The 14686-nt window shown below is 41.1% G+C and carries 12 protein-coding genes and 1 pseudogene; 4 read left to right on the top strand and 9 right to left on the bottom strand.

Annotated features, from left to right (window positions below; genetic code table 11):
- Window positions 1–86: 86 nt before the first annotated feature.
- The 5 genes from B9G53_RS01250 to B9G53_RS01230 form a co-directional block, all read right to left on the bottom strand.
- Window positions 87–1949, bottom strand: a complete 1863-nt coding sequence (locus tag B9G53_RS01250; RefSeq protein ID WP_094528509.1) for an ATP-binding protein — start codon at window positions 1947–1949, stop codon at window positions 87–89.
- Window positions 1946–2464, bottom strand: coding sequence for a hypothetical protein (locus tag B9G53_RS01245; RefSeq protein WP_094528508.1), 519 nt, complete (start codon window positions 2462–2464; stop codon window positions 1946–1948). Before B9G53_RS01245 ends, B9G53_RS01250 begins: the two co-directional genes overlap by 4 nt.
- Entirely contained in the window at window positions 2457–3623 is a 1167-nt protein-coding gene (locus tag B9G53_RS01240; protein WP_094528507.1) for a dsDNA nuclease domain-containing protein, read from the bottom strand. Before B9G53_RS01240 ends, B9G53_RS01245 begins: the two co-directional genes overlap by 8 nt.
- Window positions 3623–3907 carry a hypothetical protein gene (locus B9G53_RS01235; RefSeq protein WP_094528506.1) on the bottom strand — a complete coding sequence of 95 codons (285 nt, stop codon included), beginning with the start codon at window positions 3905–3907 and terminating at the stop codon, window positions 3623–3625. The genes B9G53_RS01240 and B9G53_RS01235 overlap by 1 nt, the downstream gene beginning before the upstream one ends.
- Before the next feature lie 65 nt (window positions 3908–3972).
- Window positions 3973–7977 (bottom strand): magnesium chelatase subunit H, encoded by a 4005-nt coding sequence (locus B9G53_RS01230; protein ID WP_094528505.1) that lies wholly within the window; start codon window positions 7975–7977, stop codon window positions 3973–3975.
- A 416-nt stretch (window positions 7978–8393) separates the two neighbouring features.
- Here B9G53_RS01230 and B9G53_RS01225 point away from each other — a divergent pair, with 416 nt between their 5' ends.
- The gene (locus B9G53_RS01225; RefSeq protein WP_094528504.1) at window positions 8394–8903 is read left to right on the top strand and encodes a Tic20 family protein; all 510 of its coding nucleotides are present in this window, start codon (window positions 8394–8396) and stop codon (window positions 8901–8903) included.
- Between the two features lie 79 nt (window positions 8904–8982).
- Window positions 8983–9486 (top strand): Tic20 family protein, encoded by a 504-nt coding sequence (locus B9G53_RS01220; RefSeq protein ID WP_094528503.1) that lies wholly within the window; start codon window positions 8983–8985, stop codon window positions 9484–9486.
- Window positions 9487–9616: 130 nt separating this feature from the next.
- Here the strand turns inward: B9G53_RS01220 and prmC are convergent, their stop codons facing one another.
- The 4 genes from prmC to B9G53_RS01205 form a co-directional block, all read right to left on the bottom strand.
- Window positions 9617–10483, bottom strand: coding sequence for a peptide chain release factor N(5)-glutamine methyltransferase (prmC, locus tag B9G53_RS01215; RefSeq protein ID WP_176453045.1), 867 nt, complete (start codon window positions 10481–10483; stop codon window positions 9617–9619).
- Window positions 10484–10527: 44 nt separating this feature from the next.
- Window positions 10528–10674, bottom strand: a complete 147-nt coding sequence (locus B9G53_RS27070) for a hypothetical protein (protein ID WP_176453044.1) — start codon at window positions 10672–10674, stop codon at window positions 10528–10530.
- Between the two features lie 55 nt (window positions 10675–10729).
- Window positions 10730–12313, bottom strand: a complete 1584-nt coding sequence (serA, locus tag B9G53_RS01210) for a phosphoglycerate dehydrogenase (protein ID WP_094528502.1) — start codon at window positions 12311–12313, stop codon at window positions 10730–10732.
- A gap of 329 nt (window positions 12314–12642) precedes the next feature.
- A complete protein-coding gene (locus B9G53_RS01205) occupies window positions 12643–13287 on the bottom strand; it encodes a CHRD domain-containing protein (protein ID WP_094528501.1) in 645 nt (214 codons plus the stop codon).
- 250 nt (window positions 13288–13537) lie between these two features.
- Between B9G53_RS01205 and B9G53_RS01200 the strand changes: the two genes are divergently transcribed.
- Window positions 13538–14302, top strand: coding sequence for a sulfite exporter TauE/SafE family protein (locus B9G53_RS01200; protein WP_094528500.1), 765 nt, complete (start codon window positions 13538–13540; stop codon window positions 14300–14302).
- A gap of 213 nt (window positions 14303–14515) precedes the next feature.
- Window positions 14516–14686 (top strand): annotated as a pseudogene (locus B9G53_RS28295) (IS256 family transposase); the annotation flags it as partial.

Below are 14686 nucleotides of genomic sequence, written 5' to 3'. Positions count from 1 at the left end.
ACATCTCTTTAATCGTTCACATAGATATCTCAGCAAAAAATATTTGTAAATAAAAGAGAATTTATGAATAGTTTTAGAGAGACGTATTACAGAGGTATCAGCTTATTATTGTCATCAAATTCAGCAAAGACGTATTGACGAGCATTTTCAGGAACAGTATTGTCAGCAATAATAATCTGCAACTGATCTCGATATTCTTGACTAATTTTAATTACATAGTTATAGATCGCCTCAATACGTTCAAGATCTTCATTTTTATACCCCATATTTCCTGAAAGCCCATCAATTAAAAGGATGTTAGGAAGTGGTAGTTGAAAATTTAAACAAGTCAACTGATGAGCAAGAGCATGAGCCGTATTAATCATTGTCGTCAATCCTGGGGAGTCCTGCCATTCATTAAACCGTCTTCCTTCAAAAATTGGTAAATAAGTTTTACGATCAATTATTGATAAACCTGGATCTGGGAAGGAGGGTACTTGAATTTCTTGCAATATAATTTGGTAAATATCATCCAAGTATTCAATGTAACTTTCAAATTCTGATACCTTACTTTGAGCATGATCAATCTGGGTGTCAAGCTCTTCAATAAGAGATTCTAATTGCTCGATTCCAGAGATGGCATTATCTTGTCGAGTATATAGCTCTAAGTATTCCTCTAGACGCTTTTTTTGCTCTTGTAGTTCAACTCTATGTTGCTCTAGTTGCGCGATTTCTTCAGCTTGCTCAGAAACATAACGACGAGAGCGATGATTTATCTCATCAGTCAACATCTGACGAGCATCTTCAAATTGCTTGATACTGCTTTCAATTTCGGCAATTGCATTACTATGTGCGTCAACTAACTCAAAAGTTTCGGAAATCTGTCTATCTAAACGATTTTGTTCAGCAATTAAGTCATTTTGACTAATTTGAGGTTCTGGATGTTGCAAGCATAGGTAGCAAGTATCTATATTGGAACGTGATGTATTGATACTAGAACCACAACGTGGACAAGAGAGAAAATCAAAGTCCAGCAAGTAGCTACTAGCAACTATTGATTTAGTGAGACGTTTACTTTGAGTTTGTAGTTGAGCAATTAAACCTTGCTTTTGTTTAAGACTATATTGTTCATACTGAAGATTGTGCCGAAATTCATCAATATTCTGTTGTATTTCCAACAAATTTGTACGCAATTCATCTGTGTTTGTTCTCTGTCTAATTTCATTTGCTAGGTTCTCTGAGTCTAAATGAGATAATTCTATCTCATGTTCAATATTTGTAAGATTGTGAATAATTGAAGCGCGATTTTCTAAAGCTGTACCAGACAGAAATTCTTCAATGGTTTTCGTATAGTTTTTGAGACGACGAATTTCAAGGACTGTCTCCACTCTTTGTTCTTGCAGTTGAGCAATTTCAACATCATACTTTCCATAAAGCACTTCAAAAACATATTTGCGTTTAATATTTTTAGAATAGTCTGTATGCCCAAAAACATTGACATCTATTTCTTTCTGTCTAAGATAGCAATACATTAGATAATCATTAATAGATAGAAGATTAGTGTCACTTTCAGCTTGAGTTGGAGCAGTTAAAACCCTTAAAGTTGGTAATCCTAGTTTATCTAGTAGCCATGTACCGTAAGTTTGTTCTTCCCGCTTACCACGCATTGCTGGTAAACGTTGATTTTCATATTCACCAGCGATAGAAACTTTAGCATCACTAGTTGTTACAAAAGGTCTGATTATTTGATAGATCTCATTTCCAATTAACACTTCTCCAGCTAAATTTGTAATGTTATTTCTTGCCTCTCTTGAGAAGTCTTGAAGGTTAGATCCTAAAATACCTCTTAAGCATTTCATGAGTGTTGTTTTCCCGCTAAAAATTGACCCTGTAATAATATTTAAGCCAGGTTGGAGGAAAAACTCTCGATTAGTACCCATTAGGGAAAATTTATTGATACAGACTTTCATAATTCATCTCCCCATTTAGCACCAGTAACTTCAGGGAAATGTTCGTAAATAAACTTTTTTAAGTTAGTTCCAGTGATATTAAAATTTTGTTTTAGTAGTTTGATACGAATTCTAGTCTCAGACCAACTATCTTCCTTAGCCAAAGCATTGGCTATTCTTTGTCCATTTTCTGTAGTACGATAACTAATCCCATGCTGATTAGGCACAATTTCTATTAGTCCTTTACCTATTAGTTTACCTAAGATTGCATAATAGGATGGATCCCAAGGACCATACCTATATCGGATCATTCGACTTTCAATATTTAGTTCTTCTTCTTGTGAGACATTCATAGTCTGTTCAGGATTTTTAATAGAAAGAGCGCGTTGCATAAAACTGGGGTAACGTAGCAGAAAATCAAGCTTAGCTAATTTGGTTCTTCCTTCTAAGGATTTAGTTTTTGTAGTGAAACCATTGATCAACAAGAGTATTCTAGCCTCACTTTCAATAGTAGGGTGAAAAAGTTCTTTACGCAATTTTCACCCCCCAATCTATTCGACATTCATCAGATAGTCCACAAGCTGCACCAAGCAATAAATAAGGATCTTGTTTATATATACGATTAGGATCGATATCCCCCTTATTCTTTATTAGTTCCTCAAGAACTTCTTTCCATATAATTTTGGCTGGCTTTGGAGAATCTTCATGATATTCAACAATTGAATTTGTGAGTGTTTCAATTCGGATTTGTACATCTATAATTTTGTTTTGCTCATTCTCAAATCCAGAAGCTAAAATCTCATATTCTCTACACGAAGCGTTTGCTCTAAGTTCCTTAGCCTGTTTAATAATACGTTCAGAAGCACCACCTGCAATAAGCTTTAATTCTAATTTAGTAGAATCTTCTAGTACATCATTATTATTAGTTTCAGAGAATCTTTTCAGTAAAGGATACTCACCACACAAAAGAGAACCAATAATATCTTTAATACTTTTATTTGTGAGACATTTGGCTTTAATCTTGTTTTCCCCTTCGCTATCAATCACATTTGCTTGGGTAATATACTGATACAAAAGATTTTCTAGGCGATCATACGACATTGCTCGAAGAATCTCATCAGTCAATTTTTGCTCTAAGCACTCAATCTCTCTAGCTGAAGTGTTTCCAGAAACTTGCCCCATCAGCCTTATATTATGTGCGGTAATAGCATTTCGATCAATCTGATTAGGATGAACAGTTACTAAACCAAGAAAGTTTTTGCTCTCTAATTCACTAATTTCAAGTTTATTAGCAACTGTTTTAATGAGAGATGTTGATAATTCAGGTGTCTTACTAACTAAAGTCTGAAGATCTTTTTGCTTTACTCCAATAGCTCCTTCTAAAAAAAGGCTATATTTAACATTTAGATTTGATGTTTCTTTATAAGCTCTATAGAGGCTTTGAAGACCATCTATTGCATCTGTAAGTGTCCAAGGACCTAGATTAGCATTTCGGGTTTTAACTTGGATAAATTGCCAGTATTCCTTGTATTCCACAACAATATCTTCAAAGTGTTCCATAATAACTGAATGAACACTATCACCTTGAACACATTCCAAACAGAATGGTAAAGCTAGTTGAGCTTGATAGCGATATCGTTTTAGAGTATTACTACCTGTATCATCAGGAGGAGTCTGATTAAGGAATTCTTTCATTACTTGCAGTTGAAATAGTTTTCAAAATTCATTGCCAAATCTGTTGGCAATTTTTGCCACTCTTCATCAGGCACTTGAGCAGAAATTTTAGCAACAACCTCCCAAATAGGTGGAGCGCTGTAATCAAAGATAAATTTATTTGGCATATTAGATTGACCCAGCATCGCCGTTGATAGATTTTTCTGTGTAGCAGTTCTCCGCTTTTGAATCATCTCAAACAAATAATCCTGATCCTTTATTGGTAGGCTTTCAATCGTTTCAATAATCTCTTGAAAAAGAATCATATAACCTCCAACAAAAAATCAGGACTTTAAAAATTAAAAGCGGCGCAATGCGCCGCTTTTAATTTTTATTCTACACCTTCAATGCGGTCTTCGAGTTCTTGATAGAGTTCACGAAGTCTATCAAGATTCTCTTCACTGGTTTCCCAATAGCCGCGACCATTGACTTCTAAAAGAGTACCAACAATCTTACGGAACGAGTTAGGATTGAGATTTTTGAGGCGATCGCACATCTCTTTATCGTTCACATAGACATCATTGACATCTTCGTAGACCCAGTTATCCACTGCACCAGCCGTTGCCGACCAGCCCATTGTGTTCACAAGGCGCTTCGAGATTTCGCGTACACCTTCATAACCACTTTTGAGCATTCCCTCATACCACTTGGGATTGAGAATCTTCGTGCGAGTGTCGAGGCGGACTGTCTCAGTCAGGGTGCGAACTTGAGCATTAGCTGTCGTGGTATCAGCGACAAAGGAGGCTGGTTTTTTGCCATCTTTGCGGAGACTGCCAACGAGCTTAGTGGGGTCAGAGTCGAAGTAGTGGGAGACATCGGTGAGACTGATTTCTGACGAGTCCAAGTTTTGGAAGGTCATGTCAACGGTCTTCAGCGAAGCTTCATAAAGCTGACGCTGTTGCGTGTTGCTGACATTCGCACCAAAGGCGAAGGACTTGCGCGATAGATACATCTGTTGCAATTCTTCTTCGTTTTCCCATGTGCTGTTTTCCACAGCAAGGTTGACATTAGAGGAATAGGAACCCGATGAGTTACTGAAGACGCGAGTTGCAGCTTGACTGATGGTTAAACCAAACTCTTCGGCTTGGGCGATCGCATGTTTGCGGACAAAGTTCATTTCCAAAGGCTCATCAGCTTCGGCTGCCATTCTCACAGCGCGATCGATCAAGTCCATTTGATTAACAAACAGGTCACGGAATACGCCTGAACAGTTGACGACGACATCCACGCGAGGTCTGCCAAGTTCTTCAAGAGGGGTTAACTCTAAACGATTGATCCGACCGAGAGCATCAGGCATAGGCTTCACACCGATCATACAGAGGACTTGAGCAAGGGATTCGCCATAGGTCTTGATGTTGTCAGTTCCCCAGAGGACAACGGCGATCGTTTCGGGATAGACTCCATTGTTATCTTGACGTTGACGCTCCAATAGACGATCAACTACGGTTTTTGCTGCTTGCACAGCCGCACTCGTTGGGATCGAGTTGGGATCGAGAGCGTGCATATTCTTGCCAGTGGGCAGCACCAATGGGTTACGGATTGGGTCACCACCAGGGCTAGGGAGAATATAGTCACCTTCGAGAGCGCGAATCAATCCACCGAGTTCGTTATCAGCAACGATTTGCTTGAGACAGAACTCTAAAAACTCAAATAGAGGCTTGATGTCATCTTTATTGATATTGGGATAGCCATTCTCTTGGAAAACTTCAATCCAAGGCTCGGTTTTGCCCATTCTAAAGAAGTTAAGTACTGAGAGTTTAGAAACTCTGCCATCGTCATCAGCCTTGGCTTTGACCAATGCACCTACAGCTTTATTGGCGATCGCACGAATGTTTGCCAAAAGTTCCACATCGGCGTAAATACCTTTGTCGCTGGATTTATAGAGTTGTTCAATATCGCGTCCGATACATTCACACATAATCCGTAGTAAAGACTTCATGTTGTCTTCGGGGCGATCAAAGCTGGCGATACTGGTCAATACATCGGTGACATCTTCGACTTTTGGAGGTTCGCCAACAACGTGTAAGCCACAAGGGAGAACACGAGACTCGATTTCCATCAGCTTGTTGTATACCTGACCGATGACGTTATCGCGTTCTTCAAGGGACATTTCCTTGGCATCTTGGTCAGGAAGTTGCACATCCTTATCCAGATTGACCAAGCGCACCTTGTCCATAATCGTATTGGTGATTTGGACTCCACGACCACCGAGGCGCAGATCCTTGTAGGACGCAATCAATTCGCTCAGTTCTTGTAAGTTGCGGCTCAAGCCTGCATTTTCGGGTGCAGGAGTGATGTAACTGATGATTGTGGCATAACCGCGACGCTTAGCGATCGTTGCTTCCGATGGATTATTAACTGCGTAGTAATAGATGTTTGGCAGCGCACCAATCAAGCTATCAGGGAAACATTCACCTGACATTCCCACCTGTTTGCCTGGCATGAATTCCATTGAACCGTGAGTACCGAAGTGGAGGACGGCATCGGCTCCCCAGATGTGATTGAGATAGGTGTAGTAAGCGACAAATCCGTGGTGTGGGGATGCAGATTTGCTAAAAAGCAAGCGCATGGGGTCGCCTTCATAACCAAAGGTGGGCTGAACACCTACAAAAATATTTCCGTACTGCTTACCGTAAATGAGGAGGTTCTGTCCATCGGAGTTGAGATGTCCGGGGGCGGCTCCCCATTGCTCAATAATGCGATCGACGTAGGGAGTATTTGCTTCATACTCTGGCACAGACATCTTGTAAGCAACATTCAATTCAGGACTGCCAACCATTGCTTCAGGGTTATGCAGAATTTCTGACATCATGTCGTGGGATGTCTTGGGCAAGCCTTGCACATCATAACCATTGTTCCCAAGAGCTTCGGCAACTTTATGAATGGAAGAGAAAACATCCAAGTAAGCGGCTGTGCCAATATTGCCCTTATCAGGTGGAAAACTGAAGATGGTGATGGCGAGTTTCTTCTCGTGGCGAGGCTTGCGGCGCAGATTTGCCCATTTGATTGCACGATTAGCAATGGTTTCTAAGCGATCGCCGATCGCATGGGATCTTCCCGTCATACTATCGCGCCCCGAAAGCACGATGGGATCGAGTCCGCCATCGAGTTCTGGTAGCGCAACCTGTAGCGCTACTTGCACAGGATGTAATCCAAGATCGCTATCTTGCCATTCTTCAGTAGTTTGGAAAACGAGGGGTAAAGCCACCATGTAGGGACGATTTAGCTTTTCAAGGGCTTCGATCGCTTTGGGGTGATCTTGTTTAGCAGGACCCCCAACTAATGCAAAACCAGTCAGTGAAACGACGCTATCGACGATCGCCCGATCCTTTTGCTTAGGATCATAGAAATATTCTTCAACTGCTTTTGAGAAATCTAAGCCCCCATTAAATACGGAAATCACCCTAGCCCCTAGGGATTCTAATTCTTGCACCATCGCCACATAATGCGCGTCATCGCCTGTGACAAGGTGAGTTCTTGCCATGAGCAGCCCCACACATGGCGCGAGGGGATCTTTCATTTCTTCAGGAATATCTGTGCGTGAGTTAAACCAGTTTAAATAGTCGGCAGTAGTCTCAAACATCTTGGGAGCAAGGGGATGCCACAGCCCCATGTCTAAGTAATTGACAGGATCTTTGATTTGTAAAGGTGCGGAACCATTTTCTTTTGCTCGCGCTTTGACCGTAGGCAGATAATTTTGGGCAAGCATCAGCAAGAAATTTTCAAGGTTTTCCGTTGATCCCCCTAGCCAATATTGAAAGCTCAACATGAAGTTGCGAGCATCCTGCGCCTTATCCATCGGCATATATTTGAGAATCTTGGGCAGGGTCTGCACGACCTTGAGCATACTGTCTTGAAAAGAACTGCCTGATTTCTCTTTACGCTTCCGCATAAACTGGGCGATCGCACTTTTCGACTGCCCCAGATTTTCCATGCTGAATGAACCCATCTTATTGAGGCGCATCACCTCTGGCATTGATGGGAATACTACACATGCCGATAGGCGATCGCGATGGGGGGCAACTGCTTGAGCAATTTTTGTTGCCAAGTCGTCGATAAAAATTAGTGAGGCAATAAAAATATCGGCTTCCGCAATATCCTCTTTAAAAGCTTCATAATTTTCTGGACTACGCAACTCCTCGATTAAATAGCCATTTACCTCGATCGCCAGATGAGGATTGTTTTTGTTGATTGACTTTACAGCCGCCGACATAGCGCTCTGATATTGAGGTTCAAGCACTACATAGACCAACTTCATTAAGACCCGACCCTGTAGATTTTCGGGAATGATACGTCTACCAGATAATGTTGCGATCGGTGGCACAGAAGTGAACATGCAGTCTCCTTAAATTACTGTCCTGATTTTTGGGGGATTTTATATATTGCGTTTGGTTATGGTGTTGCTAAACCTGTTACATAGAATAACAATTAGCAATTAAAGATTTATACCTACTCACTATTTAATACCAGACAAGCATTGCCGTGGTTGATTTTGGGCTATAAATGCAATAATTTTAAATTGATTTGTTTACATTTCGTTATATTTCGTTACATTTGCGACAACAAAATGCAAATATTTTTTAAATCTCTTTAAAGAACTTGAGCTAAAATCGAACTCTATATACAGCAATCCTAAATAGTTTGAGAGAGTACGCTTTTTGTAGGGCGCACTCTCTCAAACCATTCAATCCCACAAATGAATTTAGGATTTCTTTAAATCTAATAACATCACAGAACTTAGAGAAAATAGTTATGACATGGCAGCAATCTGTAACACCTCTGCACCGCTTTTATAGTTGCTTGCCTTACCTACTGCCCATATCGGCGGGTGTAATCTATGGGGCGACCTTGTTTCAGCAATTCCCAATTCTCGTACTTCCCTTTTTTCCGTTTATTTGGCTTTATGGCAATGTTTTGGCATTCCCCCTAGTACCTGTACTTGGTTTAACAGGCGAATTTTTCCTGTTTATGGGGCTGTTCTTCTTAATAGTAAGAGATTCTCGCATTCCGCATTTTATTCGCTTCAACACAATGCAAGCTTTGCTAATGCAAATAGTGTTGTTTATTGCACAACTTTTCTTTCAAGTTGTCCAACAGTTATCTAGCAATGGATTGCCATCTGTGATCAGCGCAACCATCGCCAATACCATTTTTATTGGTACAACTCTAATAGCTGGCTATGCCATTTATCAAAATGTCAAAGGTGAATATTCTGACATTCCTACTCTTTCACAAGCTGCATCATTTCAGTGTGAATTATAAAACTAATCTAGGCATAGATTTTATAGAATCTAGTGATATTTAGACAGTTTAAAAACAATTTGAAAATCAATAGAGATTTATGGCAAGACGTAGTTCAGTTGATAATTTAGATAAGTTATATGCAAGCTTAACTTATCTATTGCCAATTACCGCAGTAGTGGGATTTGGGGCATTTTTGTTTATCCAATTCCCCCCATTATTTATTGTGTTTTTACCAGTTTTGAAGTTAAATCAACTTCTATCTATTTCAATTATTGATTTTATTTCAATCCGCTTTGTTGCTTGGTTTTGCGTATTTATTTTTGTAGTTAGAAGCTATAAGGTAAATCATTTTACGCGCTTTAATGCCATGCAAGCATTACTCTTAGATATTATTGTCGCTCTCGTGGGAGCAGCAACTCAGATTTTAGAAGCAATTTTAGGACAACTTGCATTCTTTCCATTTATGTTGCAAATTATTGCGAGTGTTACTTTTTTAGGGATAACGGCGGCTTTTATATATTCCGTATTTCAATGTATCCTTGGAAAATATGCCGATAAAATTCCTTTAATTTCTGATGTAGCATATATGCAAGTGCGATAAAAGTCAGAATTGTGAACTAGATGGATTAAAGGATGAGGCAGATTTCCAGACATCTAAAATGAAAAGTTTTGGCTAGAGTAAATTAATTGAAATCCGTGTCAATAATCCATTTAATCCGTAATCCCGCCTTTTAATTGGTTTGAGCTGATACAAAGCGTTCGATCGCTGCGTAATCTTGATGTATTTGGATATTGGTATACCTGCCATTGGCTTGTAATAGCGATCGCACTATTTCTGCTTGTCCAGCCATTAGTTCCACAATCCAAAATCCGCCTGAAATTAGATATTGTGGTGCATTATTTACAAGTTCTCGAATAGCATCTAGTCCATCATTACCCCCATCAAGGGCTAAATGTGGCTCATGATTGGTAACTTCGGGCTGTAGATTTAAAACTTCGATACTGGGAATATAAGGCGGATTAGAAACTATTCCTGCAAGATGATTTTGTAAATTTAATTTAGCTAATGGCTCAAACCAACTGCCGTGATGAAAATGAATTTGCTGATAATTTTTACTAGCATTAGTTTTGGCAATTTCTAAAGCAGCTTGACTGCAATCAACTGCATGAATTTCTGCTTGCGGAAATTGCTGTGCTAAAGCGATCGCGATCGCGCCGCTACCAGTCCCTAAATCCACCCAAATACCATTTTGATAAATAGGATCTTGGCAATTCTCCTCAACAATATCAATTATTAATTCGGTTTCAGGACGAGGAATTAATACGGCGGAAGATACTTGCAACTCTAAATTGCGCCATGTTACTGATCCTGTTAGGTACTGTACGGGAATGCGATCGCTTAATCTTTTCTGCCAAAGTTGATCGAGTTTAGTTAATATTTCGGGTGTAATTTTTTGCGAGATATCAGGCGATCGTAATCTTAAGTCCAATTTGTCTAAGCAAGTTAGCCGTAAAACTAGCCAATCAAGCTCATATACAGGTACATCATATTGTTTTGCTGATAAAAAACTGCGATCGTACCACTCCCAAAAAGTCATAATTAATCCTCCCAAGCAAAAGGCTCGCATTGCGAGCCTTTTGTTTATTTTTTACGCTTATTCATGTCTTCGAGATAAGCCTGTTGGTAACTGAGAAAGCTGTTATGCCACTCTTGAAAACGGCGATCGCCATCACGTACCAACATTTGACGATACTTTTCTGAAGAAATATATGGTTTTGAAGTTGACATAATGCTTATCCACTAAACTTCGTTTAGATGGTAACGCATTGCGTCACCATCTAAACTATAGCTTCACCACAAAGGCATCGGTGACGCCTTGAATATGTACAACTTCATCAAGCAAACCACTAGGCAATGGATCGTCAATATTCAACACCATAACCGCTTCACCGCGTACCATCCGACGACCAACTTGCATACTGGCAATATTGACATTGAAGTTGCCAAGTAGTGAGCCAAGTCTACCGATGATCCCTGGCATATCACGGTGCAGTGTCAGCAACATATAGTGCGTAGGTGCAACGTTGATTGGGAACTCATTAATGCTAGTGATCCGAATTTCTGATTTGCCTAGCAAAGCTCCCGTCACCTCTTGCTGACCTTGACTGCCGTGAGCAGTTAAGTGAATCGAGCCACTGTAGTCTTCAACCGAAGGATCACGGGTTTCGGTGACATGAATGCCACGCTCCTTAGCTTCGATACTGGCGTTTACAAAATTAACACGTTCGCGCAAAGCAGGGGTTAACAAGCCTTTGAGAGCAGCAACAACGATTGGTTGACTTTCGCTGTTGGCGATTTCACCTTGAAGCTTGACATTGAGGGTATCGACACGACCGCCAGCCAGTTGTCCAACTAAATTGCCCAGCATTTCGGCAAGTTGCAGGTAAGGCTTGAGTTTTTGCCATACATCGGGGCGCAATCCAGGGATATTCACCGCCGATCGCGCAGGTAAGCCAAGCAAGACATCACGGATTTGTTCGGCAACATCAACAGCCACATTGGTTTGAGCTTCTTCGGTAGATGCTCCAAGGTGAGGAGTCAAGATTACGTTTGCACCTAGTTCACGCAAACCAGAGTCAGCTTCGAGAGGCTCATTTTCAAATACATCAAGGGCGATGCCGCCAATTTTGCCGCTCTTGATTGCTTCAGCGATCGCTACTTCATCAATGATCCCGCCTCTAGCGCAGTTGATGATTCTCACGCCATCTTTCATGATTGCAATGCGATCGGCATTAATCAAATGTGCGGTTTCTTTAGTTTTGGGTAAATGCAATGTTATGTAATCAGCTTCACGCAGCAAAATTTCTAGCTCAACCAGATGGACACCTAATTTCTCAGCACGTTCTGCGGTCAAGAATGGATCATAGGCGAGAATCCGCATTCCCAGAGACTTGGCAACCGTAGCAACGTGAGAGCCAATTTTGCCTAAACCAAGAATACCAAGGGTTTTCTTGTAGACTTCAACGCCAGTAAAACTCTTGCGATCCCACTTGCCACCCTTGAGGGATGCGTTAGCTGCGGGAATAAAGCGCGATAGCGACATCATCATCGCCAGAGTATGCTCAGCCGCCGCGATCGTATTGCCTTCAGGAGAATTGACAACCACAATGCCCATGCGGGTAGCGGTTGGCACATCTACATTATCGACCCCAACACCAGCACGACCGATGATTTTGAGGTTTTTACCAGCTTCAACAGCTTCTTTGGTGAGCTTTGTACCAGAGCGAATCATGATCGCGTCGTATTCAGGGAGAACTTGGAGCAGTTCTTCGGGACTAAGGGTGGTTTTTACGTCAACGGTGGCGACTTGAGAAAGGATATCGATACCAACTTGATCGATGGGGTCAGAAACGAGAACTTTGGGCATAACGATTAAAAAATGTACCAGTGCCTATAGCGGAAGGTTTGCGGCTACGCTCTAAATCCTAAACGCCCTTGAATCAATGCAAGATAAACGCTAGACATCGCGCAGCTTAGACACACTAAGACGACAATAATTGCTTACATTAATAATATTAAAGCAAAAATGAACGCTCCTACGTTTCAGTAACTTTAGAGTTGTCATCACTCTATGGCTATTACCCGAAAGAGAGTGGCGGCGCTTCGCGCCGCCACTCTCTTTCGGGTTGGTCTTTGTAGCTAGCTCTAAGACTCAAAAGCTGATGAGTTGCCAAGCAACTCATCAGCTTTTGAGTGCTATGACTGTACTTTCAAAATACCGCGTAACTCACCTGCACGGTTAGATTTGGTATGGAGATCAACGTATAAACCACCACTATTAAGAGCTTGGAGTTGCTCAGCCGTTAGCGTATATTCGCCCTTAACATTACCGCTTACACCATCTGAATTAACTTGCACTTGCAAAGCATACTGGAAAGGACCATTTGCCTTAGCAGCGCCTCTATGAATATGTACACCCGAAGTAATGTTTGGATTAGGAGGAACTAGAGGATCAGTAGCATAATCACGTAGGGGACTGCTCAAACTATAAAAACCACCACGTACAATTAACCGATCGCCGAACAGAGCTGCTCCAACTACACCTGCTGCATTAGTTGTCACTGGACTTGGATAAATCTCGTCACCTGTCAAGATTGCTGCAAATCTAGTGAAATTAGCGCTTTGGCTGATCAAGTTGCTTTGAGAAAGGAGTTCAGCTTCGGCTTGCTGTTGATAGATTGCTAAACTGATAGAATTGTCAGCTAGCTGCGAACTAATGGTTGTAGGGGAGACATTATGAGATTGGGCTGGTGCGCTAACATTTATCGCAAGTAAACAGATGGTGATACCCAGAACTAGGCTGTATAAAACCTTTTGATATCTCCTAAAAACCTTAATCATATTACTTTTCCCGATTTAGTGAATTGGTTCATTGTCTCTACCAGCAGTTCTTATTATAAAAATCAGTTTTTTGAAAACCCATATTAGGCAGGTTTTCAAAAAACTGATTTTGGTGATTTCAGTGTCTTCGGCACTGAAATCACCAAAATCAGTTTCATAATAAGAATTTCTGTTTTCTCTAGATTGTAGTTACGTCCAAAATGTGGATTTGGATTTACCTGCATTATATTGTTTCAATTATATATATTTCATGAATGTGTCATATCTGTTGATCTTTGGGGCGGCGCTATTGGCAGGTGGGATCAATGGCATTGCAGGGGGAGGCAGTTTTATTTTGTTTCCTGTTCTCATGTTTGTTGGTATTCCGCCAATAACAGCCAATGCCACCAATGCGATCGCTTTGTTACCAGGTACATTAGCCAGTGCAGGAGCCTATCGTCGTGAATTTAATCAAGACAAGCGATCGCTAATTCAAGTATGTATCTTGGGGATAATTGGAGGGCTAGCAGGAGCCATTTTGCTTCTCAGAACCCCGACTGCAACTTTTTTACAAGTCTTACCTTACTTATTACTGACAGCAACATTGGCTTTTGCCTTTAGCAATAAAATGACGCTATGGGTTGAGCAGCAACAAGCCCGATTTGCAAAGCTCCGAGAATTGCGAACAGTCTTCATTACGATCTTGCAATTAGTTGTGGCTGTGTATGGAGGCTTTTTTGGGGGCGGGATGGGGATTTTATTTTTGGCAACCTTTGCGCTGATGGGGATGACCAATATCCATCGCATGAACGCTTATAAGGTCATGCTCACCAGTTGTATTAATGCAGTAATCGTCATTCCCTTTGTTAATGCAGGGGTGATTCTTTGGCAAGAAGGGGCGGTTGCGGCGATCGGTGCTTCTATCGGGGGGTATATCAGCGCTTACTATGTCCAAAAGATTGCCCCCATAGTAGTAAAGCGCTTTGTGATTGGCGTTGGTTCAGTGATGACACTGTACTTTTTTATTAAAAGTTAGTTTGCCTAACAATAGAGGCGGCGCTTTGCGCCGCCTCTATTGTCTTTTCTAAAACCGATAAGTGGCGGCGCTTCGCGCCGTCTCTTATCGGTTTTAGAAACCATTTAAGCGTTGTAGTTTTTGCCCCCCGGTCAGAGAATGTAAAGTGAGATGTGTAAAGTCTGGGATATATACAGAGAGATAATCAAGACACACAATACCAACACTAAAAAGATGAATATTCGTAAAGAACTACTCGATGAATTGTTGCAAGAATGTAAAACTCCACCAGACCTATTCGGAGAAGGAGGAATCCTGAAGCAACTGACCACCGCCTCGGTGGAAAGAGCATTGGAAGCAGAACTATCAACTCATCTAGGCGACGAAAAGCATGAACTCAAACCA

The sequence above is a fragment of the Pseudanabaena sp. SR411 genome, from assembly GCF_002251945.1.
GTDB lineage: Bacteria > Cyanobacteriota > Cyanobacteriia > Pseudanabaenales > Pseudanabaenaceae > Pseudanabaena.
Note: the sequence above shows the minus strand (reverse complement) of the source record. Positions and strands in the feature narration are given on the sequence as shown.